The organism is Pseudomonas sp. p106 (assembly GCF_003936645.1).
GTDB lineage: Bacteria > Pseudomonadota > Gammaproteobacteria > Pseudomonadales > Pseudomonadaceae > Aquipseudomonas > Aquipseudomonas putida_E.
In genome coordinates this window covers 1-21,291 of sequence record NZ_RHQR01000023.1, presented here as the reverse complement: position 1 = coordinate 21,291, position 21,291 = coordinate 1, and the positions used below count along the sequence as shown (strand labels likewise).

Annotated in this window: 17 protein-coding genes; 8 read left to right on the top strand and 9 right to left on the bottom strand. The window is 61.8% G+C overall.

Annotated elements, in window-relative coordinates; all coding sequences use genetic code 11:
- The first annotated feature begins 64 nt into the window (after nt 1-64).
- Nucleotides 65-2,455, top strand: a complete 2,391-nt coding sequence (locus EGJ09_RS22685; RefSeq protein ID WP_125924842.1) for a diguanylate cyclase — start codon at nt 65-67, stop codon at nt 2,453-2,455.
- Between the two features lie 63 nt (nt 2,456-2,518).
- Here EGJ09_RS22685 and dacB read toward each other — a convergent pair whose 3' ends face one another.
- Nucleotides 2,519-3,982 (bottom strand): D-alanyl-D-alanine carboxypeptidase/D-alanyl-D-alanine-endopeptidase, encoded by a 1,464-nt coding sequence (gene dacB, locus EGJ09_RS22680; RefSeq protein ID WP_046786488.1) that lies wholly within the window; start codon nt 3,980-3,982, stop codon nt 2,519-2,521.
- 187 nt (nt 3,983-4,169) lie between these two features.
- On the opposite strand from dacB, the gene EGJ09_RS22675 reads away from it, so the two are divergent.
- Nucleotides 4,170-4,514: a YggL family protein gene (locus EGJ09_RS22675; protein ID WP_012313525.1), complete on the top strand. Its 345-nt coding sequence runs from the start codon at nt 4,170-4,172 to the stop codon at nt 4,512-4,514.
- Between the two features lie 39 nt (nt 4,515-4,553).
- On the opposite strand, the gene EGJ09_RS22670 is transcribed toward EGJ09_RS22675, so the two are convergent.
- The 6 genes from EGJ09_RS22670 to EGJ09_RS22645 all read right to left on the bottom strand — a co-directional run bounded on the left by EGJ09_RS22670 (nt 4,554) and on the right by EGJ09_RS22645 (nt 11,583).
- On the bottom strand, nt 4,554-8,156 hold the full coding sequence (locus EGJ09_RS22670; protein ID WP_125924841.1) for a transporter substrate-binding domain-containing protein: 3,603 nt from the start codon (nt 8,154-8,156) through the stop codon (nt 4,554-4,556).
- An 8-nt stretch (nt 8,157-8,164) separates the two neighbouring features.
- Entirely contained in the window at nt 8,165-8,785 is a 621-nt protein-coding gene (locus EGJ09_RS22665; RefSeq protein ID WP_046786486.1) for a response regulator transcription factor, read from the bottom strand.
- Nucleotides 8,786-9,064: 279 nt separating this feature from the next.
- Complete coding sequence (locus EGJ09_RS22660) at nt 9,065-10,396, bottom strand: deoxyguanosinetriphosphate triphosphohydrolase (RefSeq protein WP_046786485.1); 1,332 nt, start codon at nt 10,394-10,396, stop codon at nt 9,065-9,067.
- Nucleotides 10,397-10,558: 162 nt separating this feature from the next.
- Nucleotides 10,559-10,888: a hypothetical protein gene (locus tag EGJ09_RS22655; protein ID WP_046786484.1), complete on the bottom strand. Its 330-nt coding sequence runs from the start codon at nt 10,886-10,888 to the stop codon at nt 10,559-10,561.
- Nucleotides 10,885-11,259: a phage holin family protein gene (locus EGJ09_RS22650; protein WP_115275423.1), complete on the bottom strand. Its 375-nt coding sequence runs from the start codon at nt 11,257-11,259 to the stop codon at nt 10,885-10,887. Before EGJ09_RS22650 ends, EGJ09_RS22655 begins: the two co-directional genes overlap by 4 nt.
- A gap of 9 nt (nt 11,260-11,268) precedes the next feature.
- On the bottom strand, nt 11,269-11,583 hold the full coding sequence (locus EGJ09_RS22645; RefSeq protein WP_012313531.1) for a YqjD family protein: 315 nt from the start codon (nt 11,581-11,583) through the stop codon (nt 11,269-11,271).
- Nucleotides 11,584-11,896: 313 nt separating this feature from the next.
- Between EGJ09_RS22645 and EGJ09_RS22640 the strand changes: the two genes are divergently transcribed.
- The 5 genes from EGJ09_RS22640 to EGJ09_RS22620 all read left to right on the top strand — a co-directional run bounded on the left by EGJ09_RS22640 (nt 11,897) and on the right by EGJ09_RS22620 (nt 15,271).
- Nucleotides 11,897-13,105: an ammonium transporter gene (locus tag EGJ09_RS22640; RefSeq protein ID WP_119689136.1), complete on the top strand. Its 1,209-nt coding sequence runs from the start codon at nt 11,897-11,899 to the stop codon at nt 13,103-13,105.
- Between the two features lie 74 nt (nt 13,106-13,179).
- Nucleotides 13,180-13,419 (top strand): glutaredoxin family protein, encoded by a 240-nt coding sequence (locus EGJ09_RS22635; protein WP_039603811.1) that lies wholly within the window; start codon nt 13,180-13,182, stop codon nt 13,417-13,419.
- 104 nt (nt 13,420-13,523) lie between these two features.
- Nucleotides 13,524-13,955 carry a D-Ala-D-Ala carboxypeptidase family metallohydrolase gene (locus tag EGJ09_RS22630; RefSeq protein ID WP_125924840.1) on the top strand — a complete coding sequence of 144 codons (432 nt, stop codon included), beginning with the start codon at nt 13,524-13,526 and terminating at the stop codon, nt 13,953-13,955.
- 71 nt (nt 13,956-14,026) lie between these two features.
- Complete coding sequence (locus EGJ09_RS22625) at nt 14,027-14,335, top strand: hypothetical protein (RefSeq protein ID WP_039603809.1); 309 nt, start codon at nt 14,027-14,029, stop codon at nt 14,333-14,335.
- Nucleotides 14,336-14,386: 51 nt separating this feature from the next.
- The gene (locus EGJ09_RS22620; protein ID WP_046786480.1) at nt 14,387-15,271 is read left to right on the top strand and encodes a pseudouridine synthase; all 885 of its coding nucleotides are present in this window, start codon (nt 14,387-14,389) and stop codon (nt 15,269-15,271) included.
- Between the two features lie 40 nt (nt 15,272-15,311).
- Here EGJ09_RS22620 and EGJ09_RS22615 read toward each other — a convergent pair whose 3' ends face one another.
- The gene (locus EGJ09_RS22615; RefSeq protein WP_046786479.1) at nt 15,312-16,877 is read right to left on the bottom strand and encodes a PAS domain-containing methyl-accepting chemotaxis protein; all 1,566 of its coding nucleotides are present in this window, start codon (nt 16,875-16,877) and stop codon (nt 15,312-15,314) included.
- A 260-nt stretch (nt 16,878-17,137) separates the two neighbouring features.
- The gene (gene acnA / locus EGJ09_RS22610) at nt 17,138-19,879 is read right to left on the bottom strand and encodes an aconitate hydratase AcnA (RefSeq protein ID WP_115275419.1); all 2,742 of its coding nucleotides are present in this window, start codon (nt 19,877-19,879) and stop codon (nt 17,138-17,140) included.
- Nucleotides 19,880-20,102: 223 nt separating this feature from the next.
- On the opposite strand from acnA, the gene rlmM reads away from it, so the two are divergent.
- Complete coding sequence (gene rlmM / locus EGJ09_RS22605; protein WP_046786477.1) at nt 20,103-21,170, top strand: 23S rRNA (cytidine(2498)-2'-O)-methyltransferase RlmM; 1,068 nt, start codon at nt 20,103-20,105, stop codon at nt 21,168-21,170.
- The last annotated feature ends 121 nt before the right edge of the window (nt 21,171-21,291 follow it).

Here is a 21,291-nt window from a genome sequence, read left to right as displayed (position 1 = left end):
CAATAGCTATAACTCAGCACAGGGCCATGATTTTCGCAGGACGCTGACGTGACGAGATCGATCTATGTCGAAGTATGGCGTGCGTGCGAAGGTGCTGGGCCTGTGCAGCGAGGCGATGGCTGCCTGGGCAGTGGCATTGGTGGCGTTGGTGGCCGGCAGCTTGCTGTCGATTGCCCTGGCGCTGGCCACGCATGCGTTTTACAAGCAGCAGCTGCGCCAGCGCTTCGAGCTGCTGGCCAGCGAGCGCTATAGCCGTATCGCCGAGCGCTTCGACGACCAGGAACAGCGCCTGGACAGCTTGCGGCGCTTTTTCAGCTTCTCCAACGACATCACTCCACGTGAATTCGACGGCTTCGCCCGCCCCCTGCTGCGGCGCACCCAGGCTTACTCCTGGGCGCCGCGGGTCGAGGGCGCGCAGCGGCGCGACTTCGAGCGCAAGGCCAGTGCTGCCTTGGGGCAGGCCTACCTGATCCGTGACCTGGACGAGCGCGGTAATTGGCACCCGGCGCCGCCGCGCGATCACTACTTCCCGGTGCTTTACACCCAGGCAACCCAGATGCAGGGGCAACCCTACGGGCTGGACCTGCGCGGCCAGGCGGTACGTGACCAGGCCCTGATGCGTGCCTTGGAACCCGGCAGCATGGCAGTGTCCGCGCCGCTGGACATGATAAGTGTGGCACCGGGCTACGCCCGCGGGCTGTTGATGGTAGCGCCGGTGTTCTACAGCGCGCAGGCCGGCAACCCCGCAGGGTATGTCATGGCGCTGCTGAACGTGCGGCAACTGATCACGGACGGGCTGCCGGCCATTGCCCAGGACAACCTGGTGGTGCGGATCGTCGATCCAAGTGGGCGCAATGGCCATGAGCTGTTGTTCGACTCGCAGAACCCGGCCGCGCCGTTGGCGTTGGTCAGCACGCAGCTGTTGCACCTGGCCGACCATCATTTCCAGCTTGATATCCGCCCAAGCCAGGTGTTCATGCAGGCCAACCGCTCCTCTGCGGCGCTGGCGGTGGGCTTGCTCGGTGGCCTGCTAAGCCTGTTGCTCAGTGCCTTGCTGTACAACCTGTTCAGCCAGCGGCAACGTGCGCTCAAGCTGGTGGAGCAGCGCACCGCTGAGTTGCGCGTCAGTGAGCAGTCGTTGCGCGAGACGCATAATCAGCTGCGCAGTGTGCTCGATGCCGCTACCCAGGTCGCTATCATCGCGACCAGCCTGAAGGGTGTGGTCAGTACTTTCAATGCCGGTGCCGAGCGCATGCTTGGCTACGCGGCCAGCGAAGCGGTCGGGAAACTGCAACTGGAAGACTTGCTTCTGCCAGAGGAGCTCAGCCTTCGCGCCCATGCCTTGGGCCTGCGCTACGGGCGCCACATCGATGGTGGCCAGGCGATGTTCGCCGAGACCATACAAGAGGGTGGCGCGCAGCCAGGCGAGTGGACTTTGGTGCGCAAGGATGGCAGCCAGTTGTTGGCCAACATGCTGGTGACCGCGGTGCTTGACGAGCAGGGGCTATGGGTAGGTTACCTGGCGATTTGCATCGATGTCACCGAGCGCCGTCGAGTGCACGAGGCGTTGGCAATGCGTGATCGGCTGCTGGAGAAGCTCAGTGCCGAGGTGCCGGGCGGCATTTATCAGTATCGCCTCGACGCTAATGGCCACTCGTGTTTCCCCTATGCCAGTCAGGGCCTGTTCGATATCTATGAGGTCGACCTGCAGTTGCTGCGCGAGGACGCCACAGTGGTGTTCGAGCGCATCCATGCCGATGACCTGGAGCGCGTTCAGCGCTCCGTGCGCTACTCGGCCGAACACCTGTCCCCTTGGCGTGAAGAGTACCGTGTGTGCCTGCCCAGGGCCGGGTTGCGCTGGGTGCGCGGGGAGGCGACGCCGGAAGTCGGTGAAGACGGTTGCACGCTTTGGCATGGCTACCTGACCGATATTTCCGACCTCAAGGGCGTGGAGGAGGACTTGCGGACCTTATCGGTGACCGATGCCCTGACCGGTATCCACAACCGCCGCTACTTCCAGGAGCGGCTGAAGGCCGAACTGGACCGCGCCCAGCGTGATGATCTGGAACTGGCAGTGATCATGCTCGACATCGACCATTTCAAGAGGATCAACGACCAGTACGGTCATGCCGTGGGGGATCATGTATTGCGCAGCCTCTGCCAGCGTATCGGCCAGCGTCTGCGGCGTACGGACGTATTCTGCCGGCTTGGCGGTGAAGAGTTCATGGTGCTTTGCCCTGGTAGCAATGCTGAACAGGCGCGGCTCCTGGCGATGGAACTGTGGCAAGGGGTGCGCAATGTGCCTGTCGACGGGGTTGGCAAAGTGACTGCAAGTTTTGGCGTGGCCGGATGGCGGCCGGGGGAGGGGGCCGATGCCTTGTTGCTGCGGGCTGATGCCGGCGTCTATGCGGCCAAGCAGGCTGGCAGGGACCGTGTCGAGGCAGAGTTGAGCTGAGCGGGCAGTGCGGGCCTCATCGCCGGCTTGCCGGCGATGAAGTTGGTATTTGCCCAAGTCAGATCATGGGTTGACGCCTACCGTCCGGTTAGCGGCTTTGGGCTGGCGATACAGGTCCAGCAGTACCTGGTCGAGTACCTGCGATGCCCCCCAGGGTTTCGGGTCGTTGAGAATCGCCGCCACTGCCCAGGTATTGCCGTTGCTGTCACGGCTGAAGCCGGCAATGGCGCGTACGGTATTCAGGGTACCGGTCTTGATGTGGCCTTCACCGGCCAAGGCGGTACGCTTGAGGCGCTTGCGCATGGTGCCGTCCATGCCCACCAACGGCATTGAACTGATGAATTCGGCGGAGTAGGGGCTATTCCACGCCGCCTGCAGCAGTGCGGCCATTTCGCGCGTGCTTACCCGTTCAGCGCGCGACAGGCCAGAGCCGTTTTCCATCACCAGGTGGGGCGCGGTGATACCTTTCTTGGCCATCCACTGGCGAACCACGCGCTGGGCTGCGCGGGCATCGTCGCCATCGGCATCGGTACGGAACTGTGCGCCGAGGCTCAGGAACAGCTGCTGGGCCATCGTGTTGTTGCTGTATTTGTTGATGTCACGGATCACCTCCACCAGGTCGGGCGAGAAGGCCCGTGCCAGCAGGCGAGCGCCCTTGGGTACGTTTTCGATGCGGTCACGGCCCTGGATGCTGCCCCCCAGTTCGTTCCAGATCGCGCGCACGGCACCGGCGGCGTAGGTTGGGTGATCGAGCAGCGCGAGGTACGTCTGCGAGTTGCAGCCATCGCCCAGCTGGCCGCTGACCACGACATTCATGCCATCGGCTTGAGGCACCGGGTTGTAGCGTACATCGCCAGTGCATTTTCTGGAGGCAACTGCCTTGACCTGATTGTCGATGCGAATGCTCGCAATGGGTGGCTCGACGGCGACGGTCACCTTGCCGCCATCGTTGCGGGCGACGAAGCGCAGGGCCTTGAGGTTGACCAGCAAGGAGTCGGGCTTGACCAGGAAGGGCTTGTTCACGTCACCGCCGTCATCATTGAAGTGCGGCAGGTTGGGCTGTACGAAGTGGCTGCGGTCCAGCACCAGGTCACCGGTAATGGTGCGAACGCCGTTGGCGCGCAGGTCACGCATCAGCAGCCATAGCTTCTCCATGTTCAGCTTCGGGTCACCGCCGCCCTTGAGGTACAGGTTGCCGTTGAGCACGCCGTTGCTCAGGGTGCCATCGGTGTAGAACTCGGTCTTCCACTGGAAAGTCGGGCCGAGCAGTTCGAGGGCTGCATAGGTGGTGACCAGCTTCATGGTCGAGGCCGGGTTGACCGAGACATCAGCGTTGAACACGGTCGGCGTGCCGGGGCCATTGAGCGGCAGCATCACCAGCGACAGTGCTGTGTCCTGCAGTTTGCTGGCTTTGAGCGCCTGCTGAACCTTGGGGGGCAGCGTGGTGTTGACGGCTGCGGCCTGGCTGGGCAGGGCGAACGGCAGGAGCATGCCGGCGAGAACGAGGGGGCGGAGCGATTTGATCATATGAGATTCATACCCTGCGGACGAGGGAAAAAGACATAGGGGCTGTATGAGATGATCGCCCCTCTACGAAATATAGTGCGCATTATGCCCCAAGCGCCGCGCTCATGCGCCACGTTCGACGGAAAAGCGCCGTTGTACTGCGGAAACTGTTAAAGTGCCGCGCGTTATTACTCAAGAGGATTGTTTCATGGCTACCAACCGTTCCCGTCGTCTGCGCAAGAAGCTGTGCGTTGATGAATTCCAGGAGCTGGGTTTTGAATTGAACCTGGGTTTCAAGGAAGACCTGTCCGACGAAGCCATCGATGCCTTCCTCGACGCCTTCCTGGCAGAAGCCATGGACGCCAACGGCCTGGACTACGTCGGTGGTGATGATTTCGGCCTGGTCTGCCTGGCAGAGCGTGGCTCGGTCAGCGAAGAGCAACGCGCCACTGTCGAAGCCTGGCTCAAAGGCCGTAGCGAACTGACCTCCATCGAAGTCAGCCCGCTCTTGGACGCCTGGTATCCGGAAAAGCCGATCAACCCGGCTTCCTGATGCATGGCTGAAGCGGCGCCCGCTCGGGCGGCCGCTTCATCAAGGCTTGGTCAGTTCTCTGGCCAAGGCTTTCTCCACGCGGCGCATGTGCCGTGCCAAAGCCTGTCGCCGCAGTTTCAGCTGTGATGCGGGCAACCCGCTTTGTTCAAGGGCCTCACAGGCCGCCATCAAGTGCTGTGCTTCCAGCATCCGCGCCGCGCTGAGGATCTTGTGTGCCTGCTCGCCGACGGCCTCAGCCTCGAGGTCAGGGTCCAGGGCCATGAGTTTTGTCAGGTCCTGCTGCAGGCTCATCAGCAAGGCCTTGAGAAACAGTTCACGGTCGTTGGGGTTGTCGCCAACGATACTGTTCAGACCTTTGATATTGAACGGTACCTTTGTTGCGGCCTGCTCCCGTTTGGGAGCGATATTCGCCAGGCGTTGGCTGAGTGTGCGCAGGCTGATGGGTTTGAGCAGGCAGTCGTCCATGCCGACACTGAGGCATTTTTGCCTGACTTCGGGCTGGGCGTTGGCGGTATAGCCCAGGATCACGCAGTGAGGGCGCCCGTTTTGGCGTTCTTCTGCGCGCACGGCGGCCGCGAGCTGGTAGCCGTTCATGTGCGGCATGTTGCAATCGAGGACGATCACGTCGAATTGCCCTTCACGCCATTTTTCCAGGCCTTCGCGGCCATCGCTGGCAGTGGCCTGGCTCAGGCCCAGGTACCCCAGCTGTTGCGCCATCAGCATCAGGTTGGCCGGGTGGTCGTCGATCACCAGCACCTTCAGCCGGGCATCGGGTACATCCATGTCATCGGCTTCCAGCACCTGCGGCGGCAGTGCGTCGACACGTTGCAGCGGTACGCTGAAGCGAACCTGAGTGCCGAAATCCGGCACGCTCTTGATGCTCAGGCTTGCGCCCATCATTTCGCACAGGCTACGGCAGATGGCCAAGCCCAGGCCCGTGCCTGCGCGAGCCCCCTGGCTATGCGGGTTGGCCTGAACGAAGGGGTTGAACAGGCGTTGCAAGTCATCGTCGTGAATGCCAATGCCGGTGTCACGCACTTCCAGGTCAAGGCTTGGGGGCGCTGACGGGACTTCTTCGCGCAGGCTGAGGCTGATGCGCACCTGGCCCTGCCCGGTGAACTTGATGGCATTGCTGATCAGGTTGGACAGGATCTGCTTGAAACGCAGTGGGTCGAGCAGGACGTGGCAGCGTGCGCTGGAGTCGATGACGACGTCGAAGGCCAGGCCTTTTTGCCGTGCCTGGCCATCGAACACGCGGCTCACCGATTCGACCAGCGCCGCAAGGTCGACAGGCTCGGGCGCAAGGGACAGGTGGCCGGACTCGATGCGCACGATATCCAGGATGTCACCGATCAGGCCCAGCAGGTCCTTTGCCGAATGGTGGGCGACTTCCAGCGAGGTGCGATCGATCTGCCCTTGATGGGCACGCTTGACCGCCAGTTCGAGCATGCCGATGACCGCGTTCATCGGGGTGCGAATCTCATGGCTGATGGTCGCCAGGAAGGTACTCTTGGCGCGGTTGGCATCATCAGCCAGTTGCTTGGCCTCGCGCAGCTCCTGCACCAGCTTGCGCCGCTCGCTGATGTCGATCCAGCCACCGATGATGCCCTGGACTTCACCGAGTGAATCACGGTACGGCAGTATCCAGTGGTAGATCGTGATTTCGCGATCCTTGAGCCGCAAGGGGCGGTCGATGATCAGCGGAACCCCGGCCGCCATCACCTGCAGATAATCGGCATGGATCTGCCGGGTACTTTCCGAACCCGCGAACAGACTGTCTTCCAGGCGCCTGCCTATGACCTCGTCGTGGGTCGCCTGCACCGCTTCCAGATAACTGGCATTGCAGCTTTGCAGGCAGCCCGCCCTGTCCCGCACGTACATGGGGTGCGGCGTGCCATTGAGCAGTGCGCCCATGAACTCCAGCTGATCGTTCAGGGCGCGCTCGGCGTGCTGGCGCTGTTTGATCTGGCGGCGCAACCGGGCGTTCCACAGCAGCGCCGCCAGCAGGAGCAAAGCGGTCCCCAGCAACACTTTCAAGGCAAGGCGCCTGAAGCCTAGCCAATTGCTGTCATCATGCTGGCTGTAACCACTCCAGCGGTTGTTGATCACCCCCAGTTCTTCCGGCGAAATGCTCAGCAGGGCCTTGTCCAGAATCGATGCCAACTCTGTTGCCTGCGCCGAGGTGGCCATGGCGAAGCTCGCAGGATCGGTACCGACCGTGCTGCGGATGACCAGTTTGGCGTTACCTGCTATGGCGTGGTTGGCATCGATCAAGGTCGTGATGACGGCATCGACTGCGCCACTGCTCAACAGTGCCATGGAATAGTAGGGGCTTTCGGTCTCGATCCAGCCGGTCTGCGGATACCGGGTTGCCAGCAGTTCGGACATCTCGCTGTAGCGGGTGATGGCGATGCGCCGGCCCTGCAGTTGTTCCAGTGAAGTGTACTGGGGCGTTTCGGTGCGCGTGACCAGCACATAGGTGCTTTCCAGGTAAGGTCGGCTGAGTTGCAAGTGCTCCTCGCTCATGTCATCCACGGCAAGCGCTGCGATCATGTTCACGCGCCCGTCCTCAAGCCGGGCGATCATCTCGGCAATGCCGTTGGCACGCTGAACGTCGAAGCGCAGCCCTGTGCGCAGGCGGATCAGATCCAGCAGGTCGGCGGTAATCCCGCGGAAATGGCCATTGCCGTCGAAATAGGACAGCGGTGCGGCCGTCTCGTCGATAGCCACCTGCATCACAGGATGGCGGCGCAACCACTGCTCCTCTTCGGCCGTGAGCTGCAGCTTCCGGTCGCTCAACAGTAGGTCGCTGCCGGCGCTCCAGCGTTTGAAGATGCTGGCGCGCACGGCGGCTGGCTGGCGCTCCAGGGCCAGGTTCACCAGGTCCTTGAGATGGGTATCCTGGGCGCGCATTGCAAAACTGAAACCGACGCTCTCATGTTTGCCGAAGCTTGCCATGCGCAGGCGCGGCAGGTGACCGCGGTTGAGCTGATAGTGAGTGGATATGGTATCGCCGATGAATACGTCAGCCTGCCCGAACGCGACGGCATTGAGGGCTTGGGAAGACGAACCGAAGGCCAGCAGTTCGGCTTGGGGATATAAAGTGCTGACTTCTTCTCGGGGCAGGTAGTGATACAACATGCCCAGACGCATGCCGCCCATGCCGCGATTGAGCGTACGGCGTTCGTCTTCGCGGGTCACCAGCACCGGCTGGTCGACGGCATAAGGGTGCGAAAGCGCCAGGCCTTCGCTCGCTGCTTCATAGCCATTGGCGCTGCCGAGCAAGTCGATATCCCCCTTCTTGAGCGCCTCTACTGCAGCTTGCCGGTTGGGATAGCGCAACACTCGAATCGGCACCTGCAGTACCTTGCCGATCAGGCTGGCATATTCGGCGGTGAGTCCTTGATAGTCGCGCCCGCCACTGGTTATGTCGAAGGGCGGATAATCCGGTGCTGACGTGCCCAGCTTCAGGTATTGCCGGCCCATCAGCCATTCCCTCTGTGGCGCGGTCAGTGGCGGCGTTACCGGTGAGGCAGAGGAGCGGGCAAGAAGGGAATACGGTACCGCCTCAAGCTGAGAAGCCTGCGCTGCGCAGCAGGCCAATGACAGTGCAAGGGCCAGCCAGGCAAGGAGTTGCGCCATTTGACACCTCAGACCAGCGCGTTGCGTTTGGCCATCTCGATAAGGTCGACCAAGGTGTCGACCTGGAGTTTCTGCATCAGGCGCTTCTTGTAAGTGCTGACGGTTTTGTTGCTGAGAAACATGCCTTTGGCAATTTCCTTGTTGCTGCGCCCTTGGGCGAAAAGTTGCAGCACCATGAGTTCGCGATCGTTGACCTGCCGGAAAAGCCTGAGATCGGTGTCTGCTGTTTCGTGGCCCGTGTGGATGGCCTGGCTGGGAAAGTAGTTGTATCCGGCCAGTACCGCCTTGATAGCGCTGAGCAGTTCGCTCAGGTCTTCCTGTTTGCATACATAGCCTGCCGCACCTGAGTGCATGCAGCGCACGGCGAACAGCGCAGGCGATTGCGCGGTCAGGATCAGCACCTTCAGCGGCAAGGCCATGGTTTGAAAGCGCGAGAGGACCTCGAGGCCATCAAGCTTGGGGATGCTGATATCCAGAATCACCAGGTCGGGCATTGTTTCGCGGATCATCTGCATGGCGTCCACGCCATTGTCCGATTCGCCTACGACTTTGTAGTTCTGGTTTTCAAGCAGCATACGGACAGCCAGGCGGATGACCGGGTGGTCATCGACAATAAATACGGAGTGCATGTTCAACTTCCCTGCGGCGGATGACGAGGCAGGGGGCACATTAACCCAGTTGCATCTGACATGGGGTGTGAAGTGTGGCGATTAAACGTATATGGGAAATGGCTTACAGCAGAAAGCAATTAGAGCTACGAAGTGTAATGATTTGAGTCAGTGTCAAAGGACTCTTGGTAACTTTTTGTTTTGTAAATATTCGTTCTGTTTAACAAGTGGCGGCAGTTGTAGGAAATATCCCTCAATATAATGGGCCGCATGCGCAAAGGCATGCGGCAGTACCCAGGTTCAGGTCGGGCTGGACCGCCCGGTCATCTCGCGGGCCATTTCGCTGGCATAGCTGTCGGTCATGCCGGCGATGAAATCGATCATGCGCAGGTAGGCTTTGTGCAAAGAATCATGCGGGTGTGGGGCGTTGTTACCAATCAGATCGAGTACGCGGCGGCTCTTGAAGGAGGGGGTGCGCCCGCCATGCTGCTCAAGGGCCGCAGCACAGAACGTGTTGAGGAGGATTTCCAGGGTGGTGTAGGCACCGATTTCGTGCAGCGTCTTGCGCTTGTCCTGGAATATCTTGTTGCGTGCCATGTCCTTGGCCTGAAGCACGCAGCGCTTGGCCGGGCCGTGCATGTGCTCGACCAGGTCGCCACTCAACTGCCCGGCAAGCAATGCCTGCTGTTGCTCGACGAAGGCGCTCGCGGCGGCGTTGGTCAGGTGCTCGATGGCTTTGCCACGCAAGATGGCCAGCTTGCGTCGCCGCGAATCTGCAGGGCCAAGCTGGCGATACGTTTCTGGCAAGTCATCGCCCACCAGGTCGAGCAGCAGCGCCTCCACTTCGGCGTACTGCAGCAACTCCATCTCCAGGCCGTCTTCCAGGTCGATCAGGCCGTAGCAGATGTCATCGGCTGCCTCCATCAGGTAGACCAGTGGATGGCGCGCCCAGCGCTGCTCCTCAAGTAACGGCAGGCCGAGCTTGTGCGCGATCTGTTCGAGCAGCGGCAACTCGCTCTGGTAGCAGCCGAACTTATGCTTCTTGTACCCCAGGGCATCAGCGTGCCGGGCGGTCCAAGGGTATTTGAGATAAGTACCGAGGGTCGCGTAGGTCAGCCGGGTACCGCCGTCGAACTGGTGATACTCAAGCTGGGTGAGCACGCGAAACCCTTGGGCGTTGCCTTCGAAGTTGAGGAAGTCGCCGCGCTCGTCATCCGTCATGTCATCCAGCCAGCCGCGCCCTGCAGCCTGCTGGAACCAGTGGCGGATGGCATCTTCGCCTGAGTGGCCGAACGGCGGGTTGCCGATGTCGTGGGCCAGGCAGGCGGACTGCACGATCATGCCCAGATCACTGGGTTCACACCAGTCTGGCAGGCTGTCGCGCAGCGTTTCGCCGACGCGCATGCCCAATGAGCGCCCTACGCAACTTACCTCGAGGGAATGGGTCAGGCGCGTGTGAATATGATCGTTGCTGGAGACGGGGTGGACCTGGGTCTTGCGCCCCAGGCGGCGGAACGCGCCTGAGAAGATGATCCGGTCGTGGTCTTTGTGGAAGGGGCTGCGCCCCAGTTCATCGGGGCTGTACAGGGCTTTGCCCAGGCGCTCGCGGGTGAGCAGGGTGTGCCAGTCCAAGGCTCGCTCTCCTGTAGGTCGAATGGCGTAGCTTCCGGTGTCGCGCAGGGCTATGCAAGCGGAAAATCGATACCGGCCTGATCGTCGGCAAGCCGTCTCTCACAGGTGCTTGCCACGCTTGAAACGCGTGGGTCACCTGCGAGTGAAGACTCTGGAGGTGGCTCAGGAGCGCCGCGAGCCTTGCAGATACACCTTCAACAGCGGCAGCAGCGTAGTGCCCAGGCGCACCAGGCGTGACAGGTTGCCGCTGCGCACCCCCTTGCCGGTCAGAAAGCCCAGCGCAACCACCGCACCAATGCCCCATAGGGGAGCGTGTTTGATGCCCAGGCCATCTTGTAATGAGCCGCCCATGCCACGCAGGCGGTGCAGTGGCTGCAGCATTTGCCCGGACTCCTGGCGGATCTGCTGGCGATGCATTTCCATGCGCAGGCGCAGCAGGGCTTTGCGCAGCTCCCGTGGGTTACGCGTATTGGGTAGTTCAGGCAGGCTCATGGCAGCAGGCGCTCCCGGTCCTTGGCAAGTTCTTCGAGGGTGGCGCCAAACGGCGAGGACTCGTCGAATACCGCCGCCCTCAGCCGTAGGCCGCAATACAGCGCAGCCACACCATAAAACACACACAGGCCGATGATCCCTGCCAGGCGGTAGCTGTCCCACAGCAACACCAGCAGCAGGCCCGACAAGGCTGTCAGCAGCAGCAGTGCGAACACCAGCGCCAGGCCAGCGAACAGCAAAAGGCTCAGGGTGCGTCCTTTCTGCTCCTGCAGTTCGATACCGAACAGTTCGATATGGCTGTGCAGCAGCCCCAGTATCGCGGCGCCCAGGCGCCTGCCCGAGGCACCGGTGCCAATGGCGTCATTCTCCATGGAGGCTCCTTAGCGCCGATTGGCCAACAGGCCGATCAGCAGGCCGACACCTGCGGCTATGCCGATGGCCTGCCAAGGGTTTTCCTGAACGTAGTGCTCGGCACTACCCAAGGCCGCCTGGCCACGCTCACGCACCGATTCCTGAGTCAGTTGCAAGGTTTCGCGGGCCTGCGTGAGGCGCTCGTGGATCTGCTCACGCAGCTCATCGGCCTGGTCGCCCGCCAGATTGGCGGTGTCGGCCAGAAGCTTCTCGGTGTCACGGACCAAAGCCTGGAAGTCCGCCATCAATATCTCTTGTGCAGTCTTTGCCGATTTGCTGGCCATGGTGCTCTCCCTGTGTAGGTGTGTAGGTAATTCGAGTTTCGCTGTGCGCTGAAGGTTCACTTCGTCGCTGGTATGGGCCTTGCTAATGAAGATTGCCACAACGCGGGGCGTAGACCGGAGCGATGCGCCGATACAGGGCGTCGACCCCGGCAGATACCGATAAACCTTAACCCAATCCACGACAAACCCAAGAAAAAACCACGCAGGCTTCGCTCGGTTCACCGTACCCGGGCAATGGGCTGGCACCGATCCGGTGCATGGATGCAGGTTCTTGAACTGTCCTGGTGCCTTTTTTCAGTAGGTCTGCCTTTTCATGGACAACATGCACAGCGCCATGGACTCCCTGGTCCACGGTTCCAACACGCTCTTCATCCTCATGGGCGCCATTCTGGTGCTTGCCATGCACGCGGGCTTCGCATTTCTCGAAGTGGGCACCGTGCGCCACAAGAACCAGGTCAATGCCTTGTCGAAGATACTCAGCGATTTCGCCATCTCGGCGCTGGTGTACTTCTTCATCGGTTACTGGGTTGCCTATGGTGTGAGTTTTCTGCACCCGGCATCCCAGCTGGCCGCCGACCACGGCTATGCCCTGGTCAAATGCTTTTTCCTGTTGACGTTCGCGGCAGCGATACCGGCAATCATCTCCGGGGGTATCGCCGAGCGTGCGCGGTTCGTGCCTCAGCTGTGTGCCACAGCGTTGATCGTAGCCTTCATTTATCCGTTCTTCGAGGGCGTGGTATGGAATGGCAACTTCGGCGCACAGGCATGGCTGCAGGCGCGTTTTGGTGCGCCTTTCCATGACTTTGCAGGGTCTGTGGTGGTGCATGCGATGGGCGGCTGGCTGGCACTGGTGGCAGTGCTGCTGCTGGGTGCACGGCGGGGGCGGTACCGTGATGGTCGGCTGGTGGCCTTCGCTCCGTCGAGCATTCCGTTTCTGGCGCTGGGCTCGTGGATCCTGATCATCGGCTGGTTCGGCTTCAATGTCATGAGCGCGCAGACCTTGCAAGGCGTCAGTGGCCTGGTGGCGATCAATTCGCTGATGGCCATGGTAGGCGGCACCCTGGCAGCGTTGTTGGCCGGGCGTAACGACCCTGGATTTTTGCACAACGGGCCGCTGGCGGGGCTGGTGGCGATCTGTGCAGGTTCGGACCTGATGCATCCGATCGGTGCACTGGCTACTGGCCTGGTGGCCGGTGTTCTGTTCGTGTGGAGCTTCACCGCCGCGCAAAACCGCTGGAAGATCGACGATGTGCTGGGCGTGTGGCCATTGCATGGGCTATGCGGCGTATGGGGCGGGATAGCCTGTGGCATCTTCGGCCAGGCAAGCCTTGGCGGTATGGGGGGCGTCAGCCTGACCAGCCAGTTGATCGGGAGCCTGGCAGGGGTGCTGATCGCGCTGCTTGGGGGCTTTGTCGTGTACGGGCTGATCCGCGCGGTACTCGGCCTGCGCCTGAGCCATGAACAGGAGTTTCAGGGCGCCGACTTGTCGCTGCACCGCATCGGTGCCACCAGCCAGGATTGAACGAGGTCAGGTGCACATGGGGCGGTGGCGACCTAGAATAGGCTTCTCATCCATGCCAAACCGGGTCCCGCCCCATGCTGCCTGAATGCCAACTCTTCGGCACCGTCGGGTGCCACTTGTGTGAAGTGGCCGAAGCCGTTCTCATGCCTTTCGTCGATCATGGCCTGCTGGTCGAACTGGTCGATATCGCCGAGAGCGAGGCGCTGTTCGAGCGCTACGGGCTTATCATTCCCGTGCTGCGTCGTTGCGATACCTCGGCCGAACTGCACTGGCCGTTCGATCCTGAACAGGTTGTAGCCTTTCTCGCGCAATGACAACGGCAGGGGAAGCATCGCCTGCCTGCATGAGCTGAGCTGTTACCCGAAGATGCCGTGCCGGCGACACACGCCGGAACCTCATCATCGTCGAGAATGCAGTCATGTTCATCACACCAAATTTTACCCTGGAAGAGATGATTGTCTCGCAGGTCGCCGCTCGGGAAGGGCTGGACAATACGCCCTCGCAGCAAGTCATCAGCAACCTGCACCTGCTGTGTGAAGCCCTTGAGCAGGTGCGGGCCCTGTTTGGCCTGCCGGTAATCATCAGCAGTGGCTACCGGTCCCCCGCGTTGAACAAGCGTATAGGCGGCTCCCCGCGCAGCCAGCACCTGCACGGCTTGGCTGCGGACTTCGAGATATTCGGCATCAGTAACCGGGAAGTGGTCCGCCGGGTGAGCGCAAGCGCAGTGAATTTCGACCAGATGATTCTGGAGTTCGACAGTTGGGTCCACCTGTCGGTAACGCCGAGCGTCCCGCGCCGTCAAGTGCTGACCATCCGCAGGGGTACAGGCTACCTGCCAGGTTTGCAGTGAGCAGGGGATGAATTGACGGCGGGGTGTGCAAGTTCGTATGCTGTATATAAATACAGTATCGAGGTAAGCCCATGCTCAATGTCGAGCAACTCAAGTACAGCGTCAACCGCATGCCGGTGGAGCGGGTATGTGACGCCGTGCTGGAACTGCGCCTCGAAGGCTTGGTCACCGATGACCGTACGCCGTTCGGCAAGGTTCATTTCAATACCTGCTTCGCCGAGATCGAGGCGCTGTTCCAGCGGGCCGGCTACCATCGAGGGTTGGATGTGGTGGGTTACCAGGGCTTGCTGTATGCGCTCTATGATCCCGGCCGCTGGGAGCCCGTGCAGGTTCTGCGCTGGCTGAAGGCGCGCAGCGAGGCCATGGTCCAGGCTGGTTGAGCTGGCGGGGTTGGGGGATAATGCCCGGCCCTGCCTGCCCCGAGTCTCGCCATGACCACGCCTTTCGACCCCGCCCGCCAGCAAGCCAGCACGGTCTGCCTGCCACCTGGCAACTGGGCGACGGTACTTGATTGCCTGTGCGACCATTTCAAGGCAATCGAGCGTGCGCAGTGGCTTGACCGCTTTGCTCGTGGCCGGGTGCTCAACGCCGAAGGCCAGGCGATCGCTGCCGACCTGCCTTACCGTCGCGGCATGCGCCTGCACTATTTTCGTGAGGTGCCCAACGAGCGGCCGATCCCGGTAGAGGAAGCCATCCTGCATGTGGATGAGCATCTGGTGGTGGCCGACAAACCGCATTTTCTGCCGGTTACGCCAACCGGCGAGTATGTCGAACAGACGTTGCTGCGCCGTTTGATCCGGCGCCTGGATAACCCTCACCTGGTGCCGTTGCACCGCATCGACCGGCATACCGCAGGGTTGGTGTTGTTCTCGGCCAACCCGCAAACCCGCAGCGCGTACCAAAGGCTGTTCCCCGAGCGCCGCATCGACAAACGCTACCACGCCATCGCCCCGGCCTTGCCCCAGCGTGATTTTCCGCTGGTGCATAAAAGCCGTCTGGTGCATGGCGAGCCGTTTTTCCGCATGCATGAGGTACCGGGGGACGATAACAGCGAAACCCTGGCCGAGGTGCTGGAGAAGCAGGGTGAGCTATGGCGCTACGGCCTTTCACCGGTGACCGGCAAGACGCATCAACTGCGGGTGCACATGGCGGCACTGGGCGCGGGGATCTGTAACGATCCGTTCTATCCTGAGTTGCTCAAGGTAGAAGATGATTACCAGCGGCCATTGAAGCTGCTGGCACACAGCTTGCGCTTTGCTGACCCGTTGACGGGGGAGGAGCGCTATTTCGAGAGTCGTCTGACCCTCGGTTGGTAGTGCCCCTTCGCGGGCAAGGTCGCGAAGGGGCGCAGTGTTGTCAGCGGTTAAACCGCTCCACCAGTGAGTACTGGCCACCGGCGGTGGTGGTCAATGCTTCGCTGAGCAGCGCCGAATGCTGCGCCTGCTCGGCTGTCTGGTCGGCCAGTTCGGCGATCGTGCTGATGTTGCGGCTGATCTCGTCAGCCACGGCTGTCTGCTCTTCAGTGGCGGCAGCGATCTGGGTCGCCATGTCGGTAATGTTGGCCACCGCCTCGCTGATCCCCATCAATGCCTGGTCAGCCTGCATCACTCGTTCTACACCTTCCTGAGCCTGGCGATGGCCAGATTCCATGGTGAGCACGGCGTTGTTGGCTGTCTGTTGCAGCTTGGCAATCAGGCCATGGATCTGCCCTGTGGACTCAGCGGTACGCTGGGCCAGCTGGCGCACTTCGTCGGCCACCACGGCAAAGCCACGGCCCATTTCGCCAGCGCGGGCTGCTTCAATGGCGGCGTTCAGGGCCAGCAGGTTGGTCTGGTCGGCAATGCCCTTGATCACATCGACCACGCCACCGATTTCGTCGCTGTCCTTGGCCAGTTGCGTCACGGTCTGGCCGGTTTCACCCACGGCCGCCGACAGGCGCTCGATGGCGTCGCGGGTTTCACCGGCGATCTGCCGGCCCTGGCTGGTCAGGCGATTGGCTTCCTGTGTGGCATCGGCGGTGCGCTGTACATGGTTGGCCACTTCCTGGGTCGTGGCGGCCATCTGGTTGACGGCGGCGGCAACCTGCTCGGTCTCGACCCGTTGGCGCTCCAGCCCCGAAGAGCTCTGGTGGGCCAGGACGTCGGACTGGCGTGCCTGGTCGCTGAGGTGTTCGGCGCTGTCCTGCAGGCGGGTCAGGCAGGTTTTCATGCGCGCATCCTGGCTGAGCAGGGCCATTTCCAGGCGTGCCTGCACGCCTCGGCTGTCGGTGTACATCTGCGCGATCAGTGGGTCGGAAGTGGTCTGTTCGGCCAGGCGTAGCAGGCGCTTGAGGCCGCGTTGTTGCCAGCTAAGGCCGAGCAGGCCGAGCGGCACCGACAGGCCGGCGGCCAGGGCGAAGCCCCAGGAATGCCCGAGCCAGTTGCCGATCAGGAAACCGATCTGGCTGACCAGGATGAAGGGCAGCCAGTCCTGCAGCACTGGCAGCCACTTGTCACGGCGCGGAACGGCGGGCTTGCCCTGATTCAGGCGCTGGTACAGGGCTTCGGCGCGGCGGATCTGCTCGGCGGTGGGCTTGACCCGCACCGACTCGAAACCTGTCACCTGGTTGTTGTCGAAGATCGGCGTGACGTAGGCGTTGACCCAGTAATGGTCACCCGACTTGCAGCGGTTCTTGACGATGCCCATCCAGGGCTGGCCTTGCTTGAGGGTCTGCCACATGTGGGCGAACACCGCAGGCGGCACATCAGGGTGGCGTACCAGGTTGTGCGGTGCGCCGATCAGCTCCTCGCGCGTGAAGCCGCTGATCTCGACGAACGCATCGTTGCAATAGGTGATCACACCCTTGGCATTGGTGGTCGAGATCAAGCGTTGTTGGGCAGGGAAAGTCCTTTCCCGTTGGGTAATCGGCTGGTTGTTCCGCATGGGCTGAGTAATCCGCAAGGCTTTCGACAGATATCGGCAAGCCAGTACTTTTATTGAATGGATATTTAACTTCGTTGATCTGGCGCAGGAACGGACTGCGGGGATTACGCTAGCAGGCCCGCACGTTCGCGAAAGATGGCGTCACTATTGCAAGTTTATTGCAGGGAGTGACGTGCAGGTCAAATCATGACTCATTGGCTGGCCAAGAGCCAGCCTCCGGCACAAAAAAGGGGCGCTTTTGCGCCCCGGTCAGCTGGCTTTCAGCTGGCGATCAACTGCCTCAACACATAGTGCAAAATCCCGCCGGCTTTGAAGTATTCCACTTCATTGACCGTATCGATCCGGCACAGTACCTCAATGTCTTGCTGCTGCCCGTCCTCACGGGTGATGCGCAGTTGCAGGCTCATGCCTGGCTTCAACTGAACCCCGGCCAACCCCAGTACGTCGATTCGCTCTTTGCCGGTGAGCCCCAGTTGCTTGCGATCGTGCCCGGCTTTGAACTGCAACGGCAGTACGCCCATGCCGACCAGGTTGGAGCGGTGGATGCGCTCGAAACTCTCCGCCAGTACCGCCTTGACCCCCAGCAGGTTGGTGCCTTTGGCTGCCCAGTCGCGGCTGGAGCCGGTGCCATATTCCTGGCCGGCGATCACCACCAGCGGCGTGCCTTCAGCCTGGTAGCGCATGGCCGCGTCGTAGATCGAGAGCTTTTCCCCAGTGGGCACGTACAACGTGTTGCCGCCTTCTTCACCGGCGAGCATCTCGTTGCGGATGCGGATGTTGGCGAAGGTGCCACGCATCATCACCTCATGGTTGCCCCGCCGTGAACCGTATGAGTTGAAGTCGTGAGGTTCGACGCCTTTTTCGCGCAGGTAGCGCCCGGCCGGGCTGTCGGCCTTGATGTTGCCGGCCGGGGAAATGTGGTCGGTAGTCACCGAATCGCCAAGCAGGGCGAGAATGCGCGCACCCTGGATGTTCTCGATCACCGGCAGTGGGCCGCCAATGCCGTCGAAGAAGGGAGGGTGCTGGATGTAGGTGGAGTCGTCCTGCCACACGTAAGTGGCCGCCTGCGGCACTTCGATGGCTTGCCACTGGGCGTCACCGGCGAATACCTCGGCGTACTCCTTGTGGAACATCGCCGTGTCGACCTTGGCCACGGCGTCGGCGATTTCCTGCTGGCTGGGCCAGATGTCGCGCAGGTACACCGGCTGCCCGTCCTTGCCGGTGCCCAGCGGGTCACGGGTAAGGTCCAGGCGAACGCTGCCGGCCAGGGCGTAGGCCACCACCAGTGGCGGCGAGGCCAGCCAGTTGGTCTTGACCAGCGGGTGCACCCGGCCTTCGAAGTTGCGGTTGCCTGACAGTACCGAGGCGACGGTCAGGTCGGCGCTGCCGATGGCGGTCTCGATGGCTTCGTCCAGTGGACCGGAGTTGCCGATGCAGGTGGTACAGCCGTAGCCGACCAGGTCGAAACCCAGTTGGTCGAGGTAAGGAGTGAGCCCGGCGGCATTGTAATAATCGGTGACCACTTTGGAGCCGGGCGCCAGCGAGCTTTTTACCCATGGCTTGCGCTGCAGCCCTTTCTCCAGGGCCTTTTTCGCCACCAGGCCGGCCGCCATCATCACACTGGGGTTGGAGGTGTTGGTGCAGGAGGTAATTGCGGCGATTACCACGGCACCATCGCGCAGGGTATAGGTCTGGCCTTGGTGGCTGTAGTCGATCTCGCCGGCCTGGTCGGCATTGCCCACTGCCACACCACCACCGCCTTCGCTTTCCAGGCGGCCGACCTCTTTGGCCAGGGGTTTGGGTTGCAGTTCGATGAAGTGGTCGAACGCCTGGCTGACTTGGCCGAGCGCAACGCGGTCCTGGGGGCGTTTTGGCCCGGCCAGGCTAGCTTCGACTTCGCCCATGTCCAAGGCCAGGGTATCGCTGAACAGCGGTTCCTGCCCCGGCAGGCGCCACAGGCCCTGTGCCTTGCAGTACTGTTCGACCAGTTGCACCGTCTGCTGCGGTCTGCCCGAAAGGCGCAAGTAGTCCAAGGTGACCTCATCGACCGGGAAGAAGCCACAGGTCGCGCCGTATTCCGGTGCCATGTTGGCAATGGTGGCACGGTCGGCCAAGGGCAGGTCGGCCAGGCCGTCACCATAGAACTCGACGAACTTGCCGACCACGCCTTTCTTGCGCAGCATCTGTGTCACGGTCAGCACCAGGTCGGTGGCGGTGATGCCTTCGCGCAGCTTGCCGGTAAGCTTGAAGCCGATCACTTCCGGGATCAGCATCGACACCGGCTGGCCGAGCATGGCAGCTTCCGCTTCGATCCCGCCAACGCCCCAGCCGAGCACGCCCAGGCCGTTGATCATGGTGGTGTGCGAATCGGTGCCGACCAAGGTGTCGGGGAACGCATAGGTGCGCCCATCGGCCTCACGGGTCCATACCGTGCGGCCCAGGTACTCCAGGTTGACCTGGTGGCAGATGCCGGTGCCCGGCGGCACTACGCGGAAGTTGTCGAACGCGCTCTGGCCCCAGCGCAGGAAGGCATATCGTTCGCCATTACGCTGCATTTCGATGTCGACGTTTTCACCGAACGCCTGGGGGGTGGCGTAGCGGTCGACCATCACCGAGTGGTCGATCACCAGGTCCACGGGCGACAGCGGGTTGATCCGCTGCGGGTCGCCCCCGGCCTTGGCCATGGCAGCGCGCATGGCCGCCAGGTCGACTACCGCCGGTACGCCGGTGAAATCCTGCATCAATACCCGCGCCGGGCGGTATTGGATCTCGCGATCGGAACGACGGTCTTGCAGCCAGTCGGCGAGGGCGCGCAGGTCGTCGCTGCTGACCGTCTCGCCATCTTCCCAGCGCAGCAGGTTTTCCAGCAGTACCTTGAGCGACATGGGCAGGCGCTGCAGGTCGCCTAGTTGTCGTGCAGCCTCGGTAAGGCTGAAGTAATGGTAGGTCTGGTCGGCCACCTTGAGGGTCTTGAGGGTTTTCAGGCTATCGAGCGAGGGCATTGCCAACTCCTTATGCACCGGTGCCCGGCATTGGCTGGATGATGCCGGTGTCACCGCTCTGTTTCGGCCCGCACGGTACGGACCTGGCTGAAGAGTCAGGTTAGACCGGTTTGTCTGCCCTGACCCTATTCTGGACCGGCGGGGCATGTCGCAGGTTCCGATCTTCCTTTATCATCGCCGCCCTGCCGGCGCCTGTGGTGCGCCAGCCGTAGTGGAGTGAGAGATGAATACCCTGTTCATGCATTGCCGGCCCGGGTTCGAGGGCGAGGTCTGCGCCGAGATCAGCGAACACGCTGCCCGCCTGGGGGTTGCCGGTTATGCCAAAGGCAAGCCGCAGAGCGCCTGCGCCGAGTTTGTCTGCGCCGAAGCCGAAGGTGCCGAACGGTTGATGGCGCAGCTGCGCTTTGCCCAACTGATCTTCCCGCGCCAGTGGGCGCGTGGCGGCTACATCGAACTGCCTGAGACCGATCGGATCAGCGTGTTGCTCGAGCATCTGGCAACACTGCCGGTGTTTGGCAGCCTGTGGCTGGAGGTGCTGGACAGCAACGACGGCAAGGAGCTGTCGACGTTCTGTCGCAAGTTCGAGGTGCCGCTGCGCAAGGCTTTGGAAAAAGCCGGCCGCTTGGTCGATAACGCCAGCCTGCCTCGCCTGTTGCTGACCTTCATCAGTGGTCGTCGGGTATTCGTTGGCGTTGCCGAGGCGAACAACAGTGCGCTGTGGCCGATGGGAATTCCGCGCTTGAAATTCCCGCGTGAAGCGCCGAGCCGCTCGACCTTGAAGCTTGAAGAGGCCTGGCACCAGTTCATTCCACGGGAGCAGTGGGAGCAGCGGCTGGGCGATGACATGACCGGGGTGGACCTCGGGGCTTCACCGGGGGGGTGGACGTACCAACTGGTGCGCCGTGGCATGCTGGTCACTGCTATCGACAATGGGCCGATGGCAGAGAGTTTGATGGACACCGGCCTGGTTCAGCACCTGATGGCCGACGGCTTCACTTGGCAGCCCAAGCAACCGGTGGACTGGATGGTCTGCGATATCGTCGAGAAGCCGGCGCGCACCACTTCGTTGATCGAGACTTGGTTGGGGGAGGGCTTGTGCCGGGAGGCGGTGGTCAACCTTAAGTTGCCGATGAAGCAGCGATATGCCGAGGTGCGTCGCTTGCTGGACCGCATGGAGGCGACCTTCAAGGCGCGCAAGGTCAAGGTGTCGATTGCCTGCAAGCAGCTGTATCACGACCGCGAGGAAGTGACGTGCCATCTGCGCAGGCTGGACCTGAAACCACGAAAGTAAGCCGTTGCCGTTGCCGTTGCCGTTGCCGTTGCCTTGCTTTTGCTTTTGCTTTTGCTTTTAAGCGCACGATAGTTCAGACGCCGCAGATTGCGACTTCAGGAGGCCGAGCGCAGGTCTTGCG

What these genes read in the sequence shown, in the direction of transcription:
- dacB (WP_046786488.1), bottom strand. Translation starts at nt 3,982, where the DNA reads ATGATCAAATCGCTCCGCCCCCTCGTTCTCGCCGGCATGCTCCTGCCG.
- EGJ09_RS22635 (WP_039603811.1), top strand. Translation starts at nt 13,180, where the DNA reads ATGCTGCCTGAATGCCAACTCTTCGGCACCGTCGGGTGCCACTTGTGT.
- EGJ09_RS22645 (WP_012313531.1), bottom strand. Translation starts at nt 11,583, where the DNA reads ATGGCCAGCAAATCGGCAAAGACTGCACAAGAGATATTGATGGCGGAC.
- EGJ09_RS22670 (WP_125924841.1), bottom strand. Translation starts at nt 8,156, where the DNA reads ATGGCGCAACTCCTTGCCTGGCTGGCCCTTGCACTGTCATTGGCCTGC.
- EGJ09_RS22625 (WP_039603809.1), top strand. Translation starts at nt 14,027, where the DNA reads ATGCTCAATGTCGAGCAACTCAAGTACAGCGTCAACCGCATGCCGGTG.
- EGJ09_RS22640 (WP_119689136.1), top strand. Translation starts at nt 11,897, where the DNA reads ATGGACAACATGCACAGCGCCATGGACTCCCTGGTCCACGGTTCCAAC.
- EGJ09_RS22630 (WP_125924840.1), top strand. Translation starts at nt 13,524, where the DNA reads ATGTTCATCACACCAAATTTTACCCTGGAAGAGATGATTGTCTCGCAG.
- acnA (WP_115275419.1), bottom strand. Translation starts at nt 19,879, where the DNA reads ATGCCCTCGCTCGATAGCCTGAAAACCCTCAAGACCCTCAAGGTGGCC.
- EGJ09_RS22620 (WP_046786480.1), top strand. Translation starts at nt 14,387, where the DNA reads ATGACCACGCCTTTCGACCCCGCCCGCCAGCAAGCCAGCACGGTCTGC.
- EGJ09_RS22675 (WP_012313525.1), top strand. Translation starts at nt 4,170, where the DNA reads ATGGCTACCAACCGTTCCCGTCGTCTGCGCAAGAAGCTGTGCGTTGAT.
- EGJ09_RS22650 (WP_115275423.1), bottom strand. Translation starts at nt 11,259, where the DNA reads ATGGAGAATGACGCCATTGGCACCGGTGCCTCGGGCAGGCGCCTGGGC.
- EGJ09_RS22665 (WP_046786486.1), bottom strand. Translation starts at nt 8,785, where the DNA reads ATGCACTCCGTATTTATTGTCGATGACCACCCGGTCATCCGCCTGGCT.
- rlmM (WP_046786477.1), top strand. Translation starts at nt 20,103, where the DNA reads ATGAATACCCTGTTCATGCATTGCCGGCCCGGGTTCGAGGGCGAGGTC.
- EGJ09_RS22655 (WP_046786484.1), bottom strand. Translation starts at nt 10,888, where the DNA reads ATGAGCCTGCCTGAACTACCCAATACGCGTAACCCACGGGAGCTGCGC.
- EGJ09_RS22685 (WP_125924842.1), top strand. Translation starts at nt 65, where the DNA reads ATGTCGAAGTATGGCGTGCGTGCGAAGGTGCTGGGCCTGTGCAGCGAG.
- EGJ09_RS22615 (WP_046786479.1), bottom strand. Translation starts at nt 16,877, where the DNA reads ATGCGGAACAACCAGCCGATTACCCAACGGGAAAGGACTTTCCCTGCC.